Source organism: Flagellimonas flava (assembly GCF_050617915.1).
GTDB lineage: Bacteria > Bacteroidota > Bacteroidia > Flavobacteriales > Flavobacteriaceae > Flagellimonas > Flagellimonas flava_A.
In genome coordinates, this window is record NZ_JBODQE010000005.1 from 296,714 (window position 1) to 313,765 (window position 17,052).

Genomic DNA, 17,052 nt, shown 5'->3' on the forward strand with positions numbered 1-17,052 from the left:
TCTTGAGCCTGGGACAAAACTGGGGAAACTTTGTAACCGACTTAACAGTCTAATCAAGGAATTTCCGAAAATGAAATTCGCTTGCTAAGATTCCACAAAAAATGTGGAATGACACACAAAAGATTCCCGCTTAAACCGCGGGGAATTCTTTTGAAAAACCCAAAACCCAAATCTTATGGACAAGAACCTAAAAAAACGCGAAACCATGCACCGCCTGTGTGCCAAAGGCCTGGAAGTTTTCCATGAAAAAGGCTATTACAACACCAATCTGGATGACATTCTAAAAGACCTTTCCTTATCTAAAGGTGCATTTTACCATCATTTTAAATCCAAGGAGGATTACTTTATTGCCATTGTGCAAAATCTAGTGCAGCAAAAGGTGTACGCCCTATTGGTAGAACCATTAAATACCCATGAAAATCCGTTGCCGGTAATTTTGGATAGTATTGAGAAGGCCTTGGAGCCCGGTAAATCCAATGAAATTGCCTATGGCTTTATGTTGAATGATTTTATCACCGAATTTAGTAAGCGAAATGAAGAGATTGCCACCTATTTAAGGGATATACTAAAAGTATGGGAGGTCAACTTGGTCTCCATCCTAAAAAGAGGAAAGGTGGATGGCTATATTGCCCGACACGTGGATTGTGAAGGTGCTGCAAGCTATATTATTGCTTCTTATTTGGGAATGCGAACGCTTTTAGCTGAAAGTACAAACAGACAGCTGAAGTATAATTACGTTCAGCAGCTGAAACTGTATTTTAATGCGATTGAGGAAAGACGGGTAGTGGCGTAAATCAGTGAGGAATCCGTCACTTCGAGTTAAATTTCTATGAAATTTAGTATCGAGAAGTGCTTAAAGCCTGAAATTTTCTTGTTTTCGATACACCAAATCTTTGATTTGCCACTCAAACGGACGAAAATTTTCCACTTAGCTCTCCAATATGTTGATAAGCCTATCCACCACTCTTTGGGGTGGAATGGATTCCATCACGGATTCGTATCCTTTGGCAGGCAGTGGCTTAAATCAGTGAGGAATCCGTCACTTCGAGTGAAATTTCTTTGAAATTTAGTATCGAGAAGTGCTTAAACCCCGAATTTTCTTGTTTTCGATACACCAAATCTTTGATTTGCCACTCAAACGGACGAAAATTTTATTCTTAATTCTCCAATATGTTGATAAGCCTATCCACCACTTTTTGGGGTGGAATGGATTCCATCACGGATTCGTATCCTTTGGGCAGTTTGTTCCCATATACCGATGTGGGAATCAAAGGAAATTCATTTCGGTCTGATAGCAGTAAATTCTCCTTGGGCTGCGCAAATGGTGCAAAACCAGCAAAAGGGTGGGTAACCCCCCAAAGGGTTACCACCTGAATACTATAGTTGGCCGCCAAATGGGCATTGCCACTGTCCATAGAGAGCATTACATCCAGATTGGATATTAATTCCAACTCTTCGGCCAAACTCAACTTTCCCGCCACATTTTGAATGTTACTATTGGATACTGCAATAGCATTTAGCTGTTCTACTTCGCTGGTACCTCCGCCAAAAAGCAATATTTTATACTTATCGGTATCCGCTAGTGCCTTAACGACTTCCCTCATTAGTTTCAACGGGTACATCTTGCCCACATGGGCTGCAAAAGGTGCAATGCCCATCCATTTCTTGGTATCCTGTTTTACCGCTTTCAGGACATTTTCTGAAAGTTGTAATCGAGCAAGGGGTTTTGCATCTACCAAATTAATTGGGTAACCCAGTTCTGAGAACACATCTGCATACCGCCGGTGCGTGGTCTTTAATTGGTGGAAGGCTTTGTTGGATTTCCGCGTTAATGCCTTTTTTTCCTTTCTTCCCTTGTCAATTTGAACAAAGGGCACCCCATCCAGGGCAAAATATTTCTTCAAAATCCGACTTCGGAGGACATTGTGAAGGTCGGACACGGCATCGAACTTAAACTTGGACAGTTCCTTGTACAATCGCCATAGCCCAATTAGTCCTTTATGCGTGGTTTTTACCTCAGCGTGATGCACTGACACCCTATCCAGTTGGGAAAAAATGGGAGCAAAATGCTTTTTGGTGAGAACGGTAAGCCTTACCTCTGGATAAGCATCCAAAACAGCATTTAAAACGGGAATGGTCATGGCAACATCACCCATGGCCGAAAGCCGGATGACCAAAATGTGGACAGGTTTACCCTTTTTGTCCACGAAGCACTGGATTTAGTTCATCATCGTTATACATTTTCATCTGTTTATAGACTTTCATGTACTTGTTTCCTGCTTCAATATCTGCCAGCAGCTGATCTATTGCGGAAGAAAGATCCTTTTTCTGTTCTTGTAGCACAGCAAGTTTGGCAGAGCACTTCTCAACATGCTCCTGTGAAGCATCGGAACGATTCACCTCCTCTTGCATGTGGTAAATCTTCAAAGCCAAGATGGAAAGACGATCTATGGCCCAGGCTGGGCTTTCTGTATTGATGGTGGCATCATCCTTTACCTGAACCGATTGGTATTTTTGAAGAAAATAGCTGTCAATATACTCCACCAAGTCCGTTCTTTCCTGATTGCTGGCGTCAATTTTTCGCTTTAAATCCAGGGCTGCCGTGGGTTCAATGGCAGGGTCACGAATAATATCCTCATAATGCCATTGTACCGTATCTATCCAGTTTTTTCGATATAACAAATGCTCTATTTGATCCTTTGGATAAGGATTTGTAAAATCCTGGTATACGTCATCCTTAATGTGATAGGTATCTATACTCTCCTGAAAAATGCTAAAAGCAAACGCGCTAAACATGTTGTATCAATTTGCGCAAAGATATTGCTTTATGGTTTATTGATTTAGGCTTTGAACAAAAAGCAAAACGGGAAGCACTATACAAGCGGCCAAAACCAATTCCTTTATTCTTGGACGCTTGATGGTTTCCAAAAAATTGGTCAGAAAAACAGCGGCAGGGAAAAAAGTGATGAGTATGGTGGCCGTTCCATTTTGGGTGAGAAAACAAAATATGGCTCCCAAAATAAAAGCCAGGAACAAAATACGCAAAGGTACCAGCCTACCACCTCCCTTTCTTCTTACTTGAAGAAACACCAAGGAGGCCAAAGCCCCTACCAGTGACAGATAAATTAGCGACAGCAGTACTCCCTTTTGGGCGAAAAACCCATCTTGCAAAAAGCCAAAGGAAAATCGATAGTGCAAAAGATAAAAATCAGAAATGCCAAACAGTCTTGTAATCCCAAATGTTAAAACAAAAAAGGTACAAATGGCCATGAAGGGAACTATCCAATTTTTTACGGTTTTCCTGTCATAAACGTTGATCACCACAAACACCAAAATTATGAAAACAATAGCCCAATCATAGAACAAACTGGCCACACATATTAAAAAAGAAGCATCAAAAATCTTGTGTTTCACATTTTTGATGGATCTAACGGCCAAGAGTCTCCAAATGGCAAGCAACAGAAAAAATGAGGCAAAAATTGCATTTTTATCCTGAATGATGTTAGAAAATGCGACCAAGAGCAAAACAAAAAACAACATGGCATAGGAGCTAAACTCGGTAACTTTTTCCGTTTTTATAATCTGATTGATCACAAAAATGGTCAGGATCAAAGTGCCTAAGGTCAAGACTTCCAGTGGGATAGAAAGATTCCTTTCGCTGCCATGGATTTGAAGAATATGGAACAAGCCATAGAACAGAACCAAAAAGACGGACAAAACAATGTAGTTTATGGGTTTTGTTTTTCCGAAAAAGCTTGAAATCATCGTGGGTTTTACTACTTTTGCAAAGTAAATATAGCCAACATGAGCAAGTTTTTTTACGGCATTGAAGACTTATTTGTAAACTACCTTTTTGCCCCTTATGATTTATTCCGATTTATGGAAAGCTGGTGGGCCTCCAATACTGTAAACTGGATCTTTACCATTATCGGTTTTGTAGCCATGGTGTATTGGATGAAGGAGTTGAAGATTTTCAATGACAACGGCGAGGAAGACAAGAGCATCACTTCCCACACTTACCTATAATATCTCCCTGATATTCGTTTTCTTTTTTAGGATAATCCTGGCTATTTGGCTATAGGTCAAATCCTAGGTCTTTGCGGTAGTATATCCCATCAAAATGGAGTTTTTCCATGTTGCTGTAGGATTTTTTCAGGGCTTGGTGGAAATCATCTCCAAAGGAAGTTACAGCGATTACCCTTCCGCCATTGGTTACCACTTTACCTTCTGAGATTTTGGTTCCCGCATGAAATACCAAAGAACCTTCCACCTTATCTATTCCTGTTATCTCCTTGCCTTTTTCATATGCCTCAGGATATCCGCCTGAAACAGCCATAACGGTGGTAGCCGCCCTTTCATCAATTTGAAGGTCAATTTGATCTAGTGTTCCATTTGCCATGGAAGTCAGAATGTCTACCAAATCTGTTTGGACCCTTGGGATAACCACTTCGGTTTCCGGATCTCCCATTCTAACGTTGTATTCTATGACTTTGGGTTGATTCCCAACCTTGATCAATCCAATAAAAATAAATCCAACATAGGGCAATTGATCCTTTCTAAGGCCTTCTACGGTTGGTATAACAATTTGCTCTTCTATCTTGTGCATGAAGGCATTATCTGCAAATGGAACGGGAGAAATGGCACCCATACCGCCTGTATTTAATCCTGTGTCTCCCTCGCCAATACGTTTGTAGTCTTTTGCGGTGGGCAAGACTTTATAATTGGTTCCGTCCGTTAGTACAAAGCAACTCAATTCTATCCCGTCCAAGAACTCTTCAATCACCACTGTTGCGCTGGCCTTTCCAAATTTGGAATCCAGCAACATGGCGCTAAGTTCTTTTTTGGCCTCTTCGAGGTTCTGGAGAATAAGAACACCTTTTCCAGCAGCCAAACCATCTGCCTTGAGTACATAAGGAGGTTCCAAAGTTTCCAAAAAGGCATAACCTTCTTCCAGATTATCAGAAGTAAAACTTTGATAGGCAGCGGTAGGAATGTTATGTCGCATCATAAATTCCTTGGCAAATTCCTTGCTCCCTTCCAAGGCCGCAGCTGCCCTTTGCGGACCAATCACGGACACCTTTTGTAGTTCTGGGTCGTTCACGAAAAAATCATGCACTCCGTTTACCAAAGGGTCCTCTGGCCCCACAACAACCAGATTGATGTTCTTGCCTAAAACCAACTTCTTAATTCCATCAAAATCATTGACCCCAACCTCAACATTGCTGGCAATTTGGGAAGTGCCCGCGTTACCTGGAGCGACATAAAGATTGTTGATTTTAGGGCTTTGTGAAATCTTATGGGCCATCGCATGTTCACGACCCCCAGAACCAAGGACAAGAATGTTCATCAATCAAAATTTTGGCAAAAATAGTTCAATTTGAGAACCTCTTTACCGCATAAAAAGGTTTATTTCCCATTTAAATGTGAAAAATCCCGGTGTTCTTTTTGGTGCAATTCCTCAGGAGATAGGGATTTAAAGTATTCATAAACCTTCTTCAAACCTTCGGAACGATGCACTTTGGGTTCCCAGTCTAATATTTCCTTCGCCTTGGAAATGTCCGGTTGCCGCTGCAGGGGGTCATCGACTGGTAACGGCTTGAATACAATTTTTTGATTGGTTCCAGTAAGTTTTATGATTTCCTCCGCAAACTCGAGAATGGTGGTTTCGTCCGGATTTCCAATGTTAACGGGCTCCACATAGTCACTCATCAATAAGCGATAAATTCCCTCGATTTGGTCATCTATATACGTAAAAGAGCGGGTTTGTGAGCCATCCCCAAAGACCGTTAAATCCTCTCCTCTCAGTGCTTGCCCCATAAAGGCCGGCACCACACGGCCGTCATTCAATCGCATTCTGGCACCATAGGTGTTGAAAATCCGAACTATACGGGTATCCAAGCCATGATGACGGTGATAGGCCATGGTAATGGACTCCATAAAACGTTTGGCCTCATCATAAACACCACGAGGGCCAATGGGGCTCACATTTCCATAGTACTCCTCATTCTGGGGATGCACTAGGGGATCACCATATACCTCGGAAGTGGAAGCGACCAAAATCCGTGCATTCTTTTCCTTGGCCAATCCCAATAAGTTAAGGGTCCCCAAAGAGCCTACCTTTAAGGTCTCAATAGGAATTTTAAGGTAGTCTATTGGGCTTGCAGGAGAGGCAAAATGTAAAATATAATCCAACTCGCCTCCCAAGTGGACAAAGGTGGATACATCATGGTGATGGAACTCGAAACGTTCCAATGGGAAAAGGTGTTCTATATTCTTTAGGTCGCCAGTAATGAGGTTGTCCATCCCAATGACATGGTATCCCTCAGCAATAAATCGATCACAAAGATGGGATCCAAGGAAGCCCGCTGCTCCGGTAATCAATATGCGTTTAGTTTTCATATAAATTCATTTAAAGCACAAAAATAGAAATACCGCGCAGTATTCCGCAGAAAGTTTTTAAAAACAACCCATCAGAATCAATACGCCTTATCCTCACCTCTAAAGGCATTAACTATTGTTTGGACAATTATCTTAAAATCTAAAAACATTGACCAATTCTCAATATAAAAAATGTCAAATTTAATTCTGTTTTGAATGTCAATGTCATTTTCAATCTCTCCCCTATAACCTCTTATTTGAGCAAGCCCTGTTATGCCGGGTTTAACAAAGTGGCGTACCATGTACTTGTCCACGCTCAGTGAGTATTCATTGGTGTGCTTTACCATATGTGGTCTTGGACCCACTACTGACATGGTGCCAAAAAAAACATTGTAGAACTGAGGTAACTCATCAATGCTGGTTCGTCTTATTATTTTACCAATCTTGGTTACCCGCATGTCATTTTTTGTTGCTGAATGACTGTCCGCATTGTTGTTTGGAGCCATGGAGCGAAACTTGTAGCAATAAAACTCTCGATTGTCTATGCCATTTCTGGTCTGTCTAAAAAAAACCGGCCCTTTGGATTCCACGGTAATCAAAATTGCCAATAAGGGAGTTAACCAGGACAATAGACCTAAAATTACCAATAGAGAAAAAAAGATATCGAAACTCCTTTTGAAAAAAGCGTTGATTGGATTTAATAATGGGATGTCCCTTAGTGATAAAACCGGGATATAATCATAGTATTCAAACTTTAGCTTCTTAGCAAAAATGTTTTTATTGTCCGGTATGAATTTTAGGGTTTTGAGATTATTGTCCGCAAAATTGATGAACTGAGTCAACTCATCATCCTTAAGTTCAGAAACGGAGCAATATATCTCATCTATTTTGTTGTCTAGAATAAAGTCATAGCAACTTTCAATGCTGTATTCTCTTCCTTTCAAGGAAAACTGTTTTACAAAATTATAGCCATACTCTGTGCGTTCATTAAACACCGATATTAGTTGATCCGTCTTCTTGTTTTTACCCAAAACCACAACATTTCTGATATTTCCCTTTGTTCTTCCCCTATACTTCATCAACAAATAATAGTTCATGAATTTAATAGTTGAAACCAGCACCAAGGATATAGATAAATACTCCGCAATAGCTAGTCGACTCATATTTGGTTGCTTAAAAAACCCAATAAACGCATATTGCAGTAAGAAGAAGAAAAAGAATTGCCTAAATATCAATACCAAAACTCGTGTGACCTTAGTATACCTATGAATAAGATAAAATTGAACTTTGAAAGCCGTAACTATCCAAGCTAGGGTTATATAAGAATGAAAAAGAATCGGATATCTAAACTGGAGAGGAAAATAATAGGCCAATAAATTTATTACTATCAAATCCATTAAAAGTGATAGGGGTAAAATAAGGCCTGAATATCTATAATTGCTAAAGAACAAATTCGACAAGGTTTAATTATGCAATCCAATCATGTAAACATACTGTTATTCCTTTCGGCTCCTTATTATTTTCTATTTTAAGGACTATCCGAATCCGTTTTATAATCAAAAATCATCTGGTGCCACGGATTTCCAATGCTCTAAAGATTTCTCGAAATCGTATCTAAAATCAAATCCACTTTCTATCAGGAATCCAGGTTTGATATTTGTGGGGAAACTTGCCTTTTTTACCCTAACTGGATGAATATCCGATTTTTTACCCACTATCCGGGTAGCCACCTGAATAATTCCCGCAATAACAGCCAGAAACGAGGTGGGCACCGAAAGTGCGGGTCTTGAATACCCAAACTTTTTTCTAACTATTTGTGTCATCTCCTTAAGTGGAACCAATGGATTTTCCGCATAGTTGTAAACTATAAGTGGTTCTTTTCTTGAATCCATAGTGAACAATATACTTTCCACAAGTCCAAAAACATAACCATAGGCTTTTATGACTTTTCCTCCATTGGGCAAGACAAAGGTCCCTTTTTTCAACGCCTTAATCATTCTTAGAACATTACCTGGGTCATGAGGGCCATAAATGACGGAAGGTCTTACAATTATAAGCCTTCTTTTTGTCTGATTATGGTTATGCCATTTTTGATGAATCTGTTCTGCGATTGCCTTGGAAATTCCATAACCCGTTTCCGGATACAGGGTAGACAATTCACTCCTCTGTTCCCTAGACCTCCCATATGGAGCAATACTACTTGTAAAAAAAATGTTCTCAACTTCCAATCTCAAGGCGAGGTCGTTGACATTTATTGCTCCTGGTATGTTCGTGTCGAAATATTCTTTAAAGTCATGACCGGGCTCTCTATGTACTGCGGCTAGATTAAAAATCCAAGATTCTTTCCCATCCAGTTTTATGTCAATCTTTGGGAGAGTTTTTCTAACATCAGCCTCCATGAACTCAACTTTTCCAGAATCTGTTTCATGTTTAAACCCCTCCAAAGGTTTAATGTCCATCACAATATATTGGTCAAACCTGTTTTTCTGTAGAAAGTACATCAACAAGTTTCTACCTATATACCCAGATCCTCCAATAACTATGGCAACTTTACTCTTCATATTTGTATATCCGGCTTAAAAATAGTTTTATTTTTGACGGTATGAAAAAAATAAGAGTTTTGCATATTACAGAACCTTTTGCCGCAGGGGTTTACAACTATGTAAAGGAAATATGTGGTTTTTTTGACTCTGAAAAGGAGTTTGAAAGTTATGTGATTTATAGCCCAAACCGGAATGGAACCGATTTCGATAAAATTGCAAAGGACTTCTCTAAAAAAACTAAACTGATTCAACTCCCAATGTCCCGTGAAATAAATTTTAGGTCAGATATAAGGGCAATAATTTCGTTGGTGAAACAAATCAGAAAAATACAGCCGGACGTGATACATCTTCATTCCTCAAAAGCTAGTATCCTTGGGCGTGTTGCTTCAGCCTTTTACAAAAAAGCCAAGGTTTATTACACTCCCAATGGGTACTCTTTTTTGCGAGAGGATGTAAGTAACGGCAAAAAAGGGCTCTTTCTCTTTATTGAAAAGTGGGTTGTAAAGATCTTTGGTGGTACGACGATAGCATGTGGGGATACAGAATATGAGCATGCCAAAAAAATTGGGCGTGCTTTTTTAGTGAGAAATGGGGTGTCTCCAAACGAAATATCCGAATTCAAGAAGCCCCATACTAACGGGAAATTTACAATTGGTACCATGGGACGCCTAAGCCCACAAAAAAACCCGGCTCTTTTTAATCAGGTTGCTCAAGAGTTCCCAGATATTGAATTTGTATGGATTGGTGATGGTCAATTAAAAACCGAATTAACCAGCAGCAATGTCTCTATTACCGGTTGGAAAATTCATAGCGAGGCAATGGAGCTGGTGAATACCTTTGATGTTTACATCCAAACATCTTTATGGGAAGGATTACCTTTCACTATTATTGAGGCCATGGCTTTGGAAAAACCAGTCGTTGCTACCAATGTGGTAGGAAATAAGGATGCTGTTGAACATGGCCATAATGGTTTTCTGTGCGATAATCTTGAAGATTTTACCAGCGGTATTGGCGAACTCTACAAAAACCCAGAAAAGCTTAGTAAAATGGGTCGAAACTCTGAAACTCGATGTAGAGCTCTATTTGACCAACATAAGAACTTCACTACCTTAAAGAAAATCTACTTGACGTAGGCCCATGAGTTCCAAAAAAGCGTATTATTGTCTTTTGTTAATTTTTCTATTCTTTTCCTGTGATACATCAGATTATGAGCCTGAAGAGGCAATGTTCGATTATTACATCAGTAGTTTTTACGATTTATCTTCCAACGGACATGTTTCAGAAGGCGGGCTAGCTAGGCTAGGAGAGAATCGTGTTATTGCCATTTACCGAAAGGATTCCTCCTTCTCCCATGTTAGCAACTATGGAAAAATCGTGGGGAAAATAAGTCCAGACAATGGGGTGTCTTGGGGATCCGAGTTCGATATTTATGATAGTATGTTTGACGACAGAAACCTAGTAGTGGGAACCTTGGGCTCTGGCGAAATTATTGTGGTTTTTAGAAGGTTTGATGCAGAAAATTCTACAACGATTGATTCTGGGTTCATTAAAAGCAGCAACGGCTCTGAATGGTCTGTCTACAATGAAATTCAAAACACTCAGAACATTCCCAATCAACCTTTTGGGATGGTCAATTCCGATTCAGGGCAGCATTCCTTTTTGATTGCATTTCGGAATGGTACTGTTCGTAAGTATTTTTCAACAGATAACTTCTCAAGCCATTTGGATGATTCGCTAATCATCCAAGAACCTTCTATGGAATTACAAGAGCCTTTCCAAATTGATCTTGGAAATGGCAGAAGCATTATTTTGTGCAGAAATGGAAGTGGGGAGGAAGGGGCCCCTTCTTTTTTTCAGTTTAGTTCTTCTGATGGACTGAACTACGGTTTTGACGGCCATACCAATTTATTTGCCGATTTTGAATATTCTGTCAGATGCCCTGTGTCCTTGGCTTATGACCCTATTAGTGATATGTTGGAAGTAGTTGGAAACACCAGGTATCTATACAATACTTCAAAAAATCACGACAATGAGCTCAGGGTTTATAGACAAACAGCCACCATGGTTTTTGAAAACGCACAAAATTATGAGCATGTACAAACACATAACAGGCCTTTGCCCTCCAACCATTGGTTTTATGGTTATCCCAAAAGTTTGGATTTGGACTTAAATAATCGGCTATATATGGTGACCGATGCCAAAATTCATCAAATGGATGGAACCTCGCATCTGCAAAATGAGGACGCAAACTTATATTTGTTTCAAATAAGAAAAATTAAGGAAAACTGATTTTTGTTTAAATCAAGCCTCTTTTTTCCTGAGACTTCGACTGTCCTTTTCCACCATATTTAAGCTTAGAATTATTGCAAAAACAAAAACTCCTTTTTGTCTTACTAAAATAGACTCCGTATTGAAGGCCAAAAACAAAACCACAATGCATAAAAGTTGCTGCCAGTTTTTTTTCTTGATGGCATGATAAGCCAAAACTATAAAAATTGAAAGCAGACTAAATAGCCCCACCACTCCGTGGTTCAACGTAGTAGTCAAGAATTGGTTATGAGAATTGAATCCTTCCAAATTAGAATACCCATTTCTTTGATACTGTTCTTCCAAAAATTTCTGAGACCCATTGGGTCCAAATCCAAGTATAGGTTTGGATTTGATCAATTCGAACGAGCTGCTCCATAACATGGTTCTCAATGACATTTTATGATAATCCGACCCTATCTCCGAGACATATTTTTCGGTTCCCAAGCCAAAATTGGATAGTGTATCAAAAAACTTGTCTTTAGCATATTTACTGCTGCCAATCATAAGTACCGCTATTATTCCGAGAATAATTGCCTTTGCCACGAACCGAAGATTACATATCTCCCTAAAATTCTTTATAAAGTATATCGTACTGATTACACCGAAAGTAAAAACCCCCATTCTAACGCCTGAAAGAAGAATAAAAATGAAAAAAACGGCACCCATCCATCCACGAAAAGTCTTTAACTTCTCCTCACTCAAAAGGAAAACGTATGCTATATTGATATACAGCACATCATATGGATAATGAAAGTGGTACATTGACCTTTGAATAAAGTTATAGTTTAACCTATGCTCATAATTTAAAGCCAGGTTATACCCGAGTGTTACAAACGCAAGAATACAAAGTAAAAGGCAGGACCAAACAAAGACATATTTGGCCTTTTTAATTTGTTCTTTTTCAACATTTGCTATAGAAACAAACAAGGGAAGCAGCAATAAGGGAAGTTGTGATGCTATTCTGCTATACTTGAATCCAAGTTCATAGGAATAGAACAAACCAATTACCCCTATTAGATAGTATATAAAAAAAAGTGGGAAAACCTTATTCCCCGTTAAACGGGATTTTGTCTCCTCCCAATTACCATATAACAGTACCATTACCACAAATAGTACCATTACTATTGGGGCCAACACCATCAAAAATGGCAATGAGGCCATTAATAACATAAGTGAATATGCTATCAGTTGCCGTCCAGTAGTTTTCCCCAATATTCCTCTAATCCAGTTCACTTAAAACAAAGGGTTAGGTTAAGGAACTCCGCCTACTCTGATATACCATAAAAGCAAAGAATGTATAGAACAAAACAAAAATCACTGGGATTTGAAGTTTGTAAAAGTATCCCATTTTAAACGCATAAACTACCCAATTGAAAAGCTGGAAAGAAATCACCGCAAAAACTACGTTTTTACCGGTAATAATTTTCTTGAACATCCATAGAAGGGGGCCAAGAACAAATATCATAAGTACGGCATGGGCAAAATAGGAAAGATAAACAGGGAAGATTCGCAATAAGATGGCAGGATAGGCATTCGTAAAACTAAATCCGATACTAATAGATCTATTAAGCTGTTCAATATCCCCCGGGTAAAAATGCCTCATAAGGTGGTGCATACCTTGATTTAGTTCCCAAACCCTCCATGTATTTTCCATCCCATGGGTTACGTAGTTTTCAACACACCCCCAAAATATGTGGGCCTGTAATCCGAATGCTCTATAAATAATGGCCTCAAATGGCGTTTCAGCGCCTGCGCGTACGAAGGGATTGTGTAAGGAATACTTGTAATACACAATGGAGAATAAGGCTAAAAAAATAAGTGCTGTTCTTACCGTAAGGAACCTTCTTATTCTTATTTGCGTATTGGACCCGAGCCTCATAACTATGGGGAAAAAAAAGGCATATAATCCGCTAATTATTGGTGAGAACTTTTGGCCTATCAATACCATGTTTAGAAAATATAACACGAGAAGTGAAATCGCCAGATATCTATATTTTCTAATTAATATTCCAAGGGCAAATGGCACAAATATGGAAGTATTTCCAAAAACACCGTTTAGAAAACTCAGCCTTGAGTTTTGCCAATAGGTAAATCGGGTGACTTCGGAACTAAAAAGTGGGGATGGTGATAGGTAAACATTTAAATACAAAAGAAAAAGAACCAATACTATGAAGAACAGAAGGAATCTATACCCTATCCTTAATTTAAACAAAGAGATGTTGAAATCCGAAAAGGCCAGGTTCTTGTCAAGATATTTTATCGTTTTTTCACACAGAACAATGGTAAGGAAAAAGAACAGTATGTAAAAAAATACCGACCCAACAAAGTATCCGTCCCTGCCCTGCTCATTTATAAAGACCCCTTCCTCTATATAAGTAAGAGACGCAATGGTGTTAAACCCCTGAAAATAAAAAAGCAAAAGAATGTAGAAAATCTTGAAGTCTCGTTTCAGAGCGTAGTACGAGAAGGTCAAAAAAATCAAAAACAAAAATAAATTTAATGCCAGGGTAAATGTCATCTCAATATTCGTATTCCAAACTTCTCAAATAATTCAACCAATCTGGGGGCAGAGGCAAATGGGTGCGCATAAAAACAAACGTTAGAGTCCTCTGCCAAAGCCAACTTGATGTTAAGAAGTCCAGAAGAACTAAATGAAAAAATTTTACTTGGCCTTATGTCCGATACCATTTCTTCAATGGGTGTATCGTCCTTATGCAGTTCAAAAGCATCTCCAAAATTGATTCTGCCATACTTCCGTGCCAGGAACGAATCACCATTTCTGTGCGGCTTATAAATCAATCTGTCTCTATGTTGATCAAAATTTGTTATCTCGTTGATTTTACTAAAAAAATAAGCAATTCTTTTTTCATATTCTTCGTTGCCACAGACGTTGGCAATTATATCCTGGCCAATGAACAAGAAAGTGCTGTCCAAGGGAGTATATGCTATTTTATCAAAAGGGAGCTGTACCGCCTTTTCCGGAGCAATGGCAACTTCAGGTAATCTTACATACTGTTTTTTTACATGCCCATAATCTACCCCTGTGATATTTCCTTCAAGAAATTTAAATGGTATGTTATGCAATCTACATAGAAGGAATTTGATAAAGTATATAAAAGACTTATTGTTTTCAATTTTTCGTTCATAATAGTTCAATATCCCATCTTCAACAATTATTTTTTCTTGGGGCTTTGTTTTCCTAAATGAAAAGAAAAAATAATTGTTCAACACATCCTCTAAATGAGAATAATAAATAGCATAACTCGCAGCACTTTCAATATTGCGTTCAATATGGACTATAAACTTTTTGTACCACCTTATCTTATAAAATTGGTACTTAATTTTTTTTATCCGTTTCGTTTCCTTTGATACCGACAAATTCCCATTAAACACCTCATCCCATAATTTACCATCATACATAAAGCCTCCTGGGTTCAATAAAATATTTTGCCCTTTTAAGTGTTGCGTTGAAACAATACTTTCAAAGTTCCGCGTGTGCATGGGAGTTATCGAAACAAAGATATTAAGATGAGTATTGCCCATTCTCAAATATTAAATCCTTATTAAACCTAAACCAATTGATCGTTTTAAGAAAATAGATTAGAATAAAACTCGCGGCAGTAGCAATTGCCGCTCCAATAATATTCTGCAAAAAGAACAGTAAAATCAGATTTAAAGCTATGTTCAAAAACATTCCCAGAACCATAGGTGCGATGTTCTTCTTGTCCTTGTTAAAGGAATATAGCAAATAGTGTGGTAAGAAAGATAGGTTTAAGAAAACATTGCCTATCAGAAGTAAAAAGAACCCAGTAATAAAAGTATTGTATTCTTCCTTGTTTATCCAATCGAGAACTGGAAAAATAGTTATTGCAAGCAGAATACTTATTCCAAAGGTTACCAAAATCAATTCTTTTCTGAATTTTTTCTTATAGAAAATATACTCCTGGTGCCGTTTTTTTTTGACCGAAGACACCAATTTTGGGAAAATCATAAGGGTTACCACAGTATTGACAATAATGTTCACAACATTTGCATAATTGCTAAACAGGCCATAGATCCCAACTTGCTCCTTTCCCAACATTATATCTATAATAAACCTGTCGGAGTATTCTATTAATTTATATGAAATAGTACCAACCAATATTGGAATGCAAATCATTAGCGCTTTTCGAATCTTTGAAAAGTCGATATCCGAAAATGAAAAAAAATTGGCCATTGGTTGCGGATACTCCTTATAAAGGAGAAACAAACCAATTAAAAAGGAGAAGAAACTACCAAAAATCCAATAGGTCAAAATTAGTTCTGTTGAGAAGGAGTGTATCTCAAAGACCTGCACATCCAAACAAATCAATACTACCCACAAAAACGTTCTAAAAGCCAGCAATATGTTGGAGGTCAAATGTTTATCGTGAAAAATGAAAATTCGATAAAGTTCCTGTGAGAAATGTTCCAAAACCAGCAGAACATAAAATGCTATAAAAAAGTCTGCGGAAAGAAATTGCCTGCAAAATAGGTATATCAAAGGGGCAAAGCACAAATAAACCAAGCTGTGAAAAACAAACTGATGCTTAATAAACACAAATTTTTTGTCCCCCGAAGTAGCCAAAATCTCTCTTGCGGTATAGCTATAATAATCAAGGCCCAACAAAAACATCAAAAATGTTATACTGGTAACCATCAAGGTATATTCACCATATTCTTCAACTTGCATGAATTTGGAAACATATAGGGCAAATAAGAATTTTGCTCCCATCGAAATGCCCCTCAAAAAAAGGTTGGAAAATTTGTAGTAGGTGGAATGAGTTAGTCCAGATACTCCCATTTCAATGCTTCTCCTTTGGCTATTTTGACCTTTGTCCTTTTGCCCATAATATTTGGCAATTCTTTTGGGTGAATCCCATAACCTGGTCTAATGGATCTAACGTTCTTCGAGCTTATTGCCTCACCTGGTTCCAGATCCTCCGTTACGAAAAGTGACCGTCTTCTGTGTTTGTTGTTTTCCGATACCTCGTATGTAATGTTTCCCAAGGATTTTTCCGCGTTTCTTACTCCCTCAACCATTGCCTTGAATTCTTGGGGCTCCATAGAAAAAGAAGCGTCTGGACCTCCCAAACTCCTGTCCAAAACAAAGTGCTTTTCAATTACGGTAGCTCCCAAAGCTACGGAAACAATGGGTGCAATACTGCCCATGGTATGGTCTGAAAGACCCACCTTGACATTGAAAGTTGATTTGAGATGCGGTATTGTCATCAAGTTGGCATCTTTAACTTCAGCAGGATAGTTAGAGGTACATTTTAACAATGTAATGTCATTGTTGCCAACCTCCCTGCATGCATCCACCGCAAGCTTTATGTCTTCTTGCTCTGCCACTCCAGTGGAAATTATCATAGGTTTACCCTTCGAAGCGGCATACTCTATCAACGGAATATCCGTAATCTCGAAAGATGCTATCTTATATATTGGGTTCCCCATACTTTCCAGAAAATCCACAGCTTCTTTGTCAAATGGCGAACTGAAAAATTGCATCCCCAATTTTTCTGCTATTATCTTTAGCTTAGGTTGCCAATCGTAGGGCATAGCAGCTTCTTTGTAAAGTTCCCATGGCGTGTATCCTTTCCAGAGACCTTCTGTTTTGGGAGCAAAATACCCCTCGTTTAAATCCAGGGTCAAGCTTTCGGGTCTATACGTTTGAACCTTTACGGCATCTGCGCCCGCTTTAGCCATTTCTTCAATGGTTCTAACCGTCAACTCAAAATCATTGTTGTGGTTAGCTGAAAGTTCAGCAATGATAAAAATGTTGGAATTGTCTTTAGCCATACTT

The 17,052-nt window shown here is 38.6% G+C and carries 16 protein-coding genes; 4 read left to right on the forward strand and 12 right to left on the reverse strand.

Features of this window, described 5'->3' with window-relative positions; translation table 11 throughout:
• Nucleotides 1-175: 175 nt before the first annotated feature.
• Nucleotides 176-793 carry a TetR/AcrR family transcriptional regulator gene (locus ACRHOZ_RS14680; RefSeq protein WP_431126909.1) on the forward strand — a complete coding sequence of 206 codons (618 nt, stop codon included), beginning with the start codon at nucleotides 176-178 and terminating at the stop codon, nucleotides 791-793.
• 364 nt (nucleotides 794-1,157) lie between these two features.
• Here the strand turns inward: ACRHOZ_RS14680 and ACRHOZ_RS14685 are convergent, their stop codons facing one another.
• Genes ACRHOZ_RS14685 through ACRHOZ_RS14695 form a run of 3 tightly spaced genes read right to left on the reverse strand, consistent with a single transcriptional unit; the run spans nucleotide 1,158 to nucleotide 3,765 of the window.
• A complete protein-coding gene (locus tag ACRHOZ_RS14685) occupies nucleotides 1,158-2,207 on the reverse strand; it encodes a glycosyltransferase family 9 protein (protein ID WP_431126911.1) in 1,050 nt (349 codons plus the stop codon).
• Nucleotides 2,191-2,796, reverse strand: coding sequence for a DUF4254 domain-containing protein (locus ACRHOZ_RS14690; RefSeq protein WP_431126913.1), 606 nt, complete (start codon nucleotides 2,794-2,796; stop codon nucleotides 2,191-2,193). Before ACRHOZ_RS14690 ends, ACRHOZ_RS14685 begins: the two co-directional genes overlap by 17 nt.
• Nucleotides 2,797-2,832: 36 nt before the next feature.
• A complete protein-coding gene (locus ACRHOZ_RS14695) occupies nucleotides 2,833-3,765 on the reverse strand; it encodes a DUF6427 family protein (protein ID WP_431126915.1) in 933 nt (310 codons plus the stop codon).
• A gap of 39 nt (nucleotides 3,766-3,804) precedes the next feature.
• Between ACRHOZ_RS14695 and ACRHOZ_RS14700 the strand changes: the two genes are divergently transcribed.
• Nucleotides 3,805-4,026: a DUF6341 family protein gene (locus ACRHOZ_RS14700; protein ID WP_420401455.1), complete on the forward strand. Its 222-nt coding sequence runs from the start codon at nucleotides 3,805-3,807 to the stop codon at nucleotides 4,024-4,026.
• Between the two features lie 49 nt (nucleotides 4,027-4,075).
• Here ACRHOZ_RS14700 and purD read toward each other — a convergent pair whose 3' ends face one another.
• The 4 genes from purD to ACRHOZ_RS14720 form a co-directional block, all read right to left on the reverse strand.
• Nucleotides 4,076-5,347, reverse strand: coding sequence for a phosphoribosylamine--glycine ligase (purD, locus tag ACRHOZ_RS14705; protein ID WP_431126918.1), 1,272 nt, complete (start codon nucleotides 5,345-5,347; stop codon nucleotides 4,076-4,078).
• Nucleotides 5,348-5,406: 59 nt separating this feature from the next.
• Complete coding sequence (locus ACRHOZ_RS14710) at nucleotides 5,407-6,399, reverse strand: UDP-glucuronic acid decarboxylase family protein (RefSeq protein WP_431126920.1); 993 nt, start codon at nucleotides 6,397-6,399, stop codon at nucleotides 5,407-5,409.
• Between the two features lie 77 nt (nucleotides 6,400-6,476).
• Nucleotides 6,477-7,775 (reverse strand): exopolysaccharide biosynthesis polyprenyl glycosylphosphotransferase, encoded by a 1,299-nt coding sequence (locus ACRHOZ_RS14715; RefSeq protein ID WP_431126922.1) that lies wholly within the window; start codon nucleotides 7,773-7,775, stop codon nucleotides 6,477-6,479.
• Between the two features lie 159 nt (nucleotides 7,776-7,934).
• Nucleotides 7,935-8,939 carry an NAD-dependent epimerase/dehydratase family protein gene (locus ACRHOZ_RS14720; RefSeq protein WP_431126925.1) on the reverse strand — a complete coding sequence of 335 codons (1,005 nt, stop codon included), beginning with the start codon at nucleotides 8,937-8,939 and terminating at the stop codon, nucleotides 7,935-7,937.
• A 41-nt stretch (nucleotides 8,940-8,980) separates the two neighbouring features.
• Between ACRHOZ_RS14720 and ACRHOZ_RS14725 the strand changes: the two genes are divergently transcribed.
• Nucleotides 8,981-10,054 carry a glycosyltransferase gene (locus tag ACRHOZ_RS14725; RefSeq protein ID WP_431126927.1) on the forward strand — a complete coding sequence of 358 codons (1,074 nt, stop codon included), beginning with the start codon at nucleotides 8,981-8,983 and terminating at the stop codon, nucleotides 10,052-10,054.
• A 4-nt stretch (nucleotides 10,055-10,058) separates the two neighbouring features.
• A complete protein-coding gene (locus ACRHOZ_RS14730) occupies nucleotides 10,059-11,210 on the forward strand; it encodes a hypothetical protein (protein ID WP_431126929.1) in 1,152 nt (383 codons plus the stop codon).
• Nucleotides 11,211-11,222: 12 nt separating this feature from the next.
• Here ACRHOZ_RS14730 and ACRHOZ_RS14735 read toward each other — a convergent pair whose 3' ends face one another.
• The 5 genes from ACRHOZ_RS14735 to pseI form a co-directional block, all read right to left on the reverse strand.
• The gene (locus ACRHOZ_RS14735) at nucleotides 11,223-11,993 is read right to left on the reverse strand and encodes an O-antigen ligase family protein (protein ID WP_431126930.1); all 771 of its coding nucleotides are present in this window, start codon (nucleotides 11,991-11,993) and stop codon (nucleotides 11,223-11,225) included.
• Between the two features lie 484 nt (nucleotides 11,994-12,477).
• On the reverse strand, nucleotides 12,478-13,110 hold the full coding sequence (locus ACRHOZ_RS14740) for a DUF6418 domain-containing protein (RefSeq protein WP_431126932.1): 633 nt from the start codon (nucleotides 13,108-13,110) through the stop codon (nucleotides 12,478-12,480).
• Between the two features lie 635 nt (nucleotides 13,111-13,745).
• Nucleotides 13,746-14,774, reverse strand: a complete 1,029-nt coding sequence (locus ACRHOZ_RS14745; RefSeq protein ID WP_431126933.1) for a polysialyltransferase family glycosyltransferase — start codon at nucleotides 14,772-14,774, stop codon at nucleotides 13,746-13,748.
• The gene (locus ACRHOZ_RS14750) at nucleotides 14,755-16,053 is read right to left on the reverse strand and encodes a lipopolysaccharide biosynthesis protein (protein WP_431126935.1); all 1,299 of its coding nucleotides are present in this window, start codon (nucleotides 16,051-16,053) and stop codon (nucleotides 14,755-14,757) included. Before ACRHOZ_RS14750 ends, ACRHOZ_RS14745 begins: the two co-directional genes overlap by 20 nt.
• The gene (pseI, locus tag ACRHOZ_RS14755) at nucleotides 16,035-17,048 is read right to left on the reverse strand and encodes a pseudaminic acid synthase (RefSeq protein ID WP_431126936.1); all 1,014 of its coding nucleotides are present in this window, start codon (nucleotides 17,046-17,048) and stop codon (nucleotides 16,035-16,037) included. The genes ACRHOZ_RS14750 and pseI overlap by 19 nt, the downstream gene beginning before the upstream one ends.
• Nucleotides 17,049-17,052 lie beyond the last annotated feature (4 nt).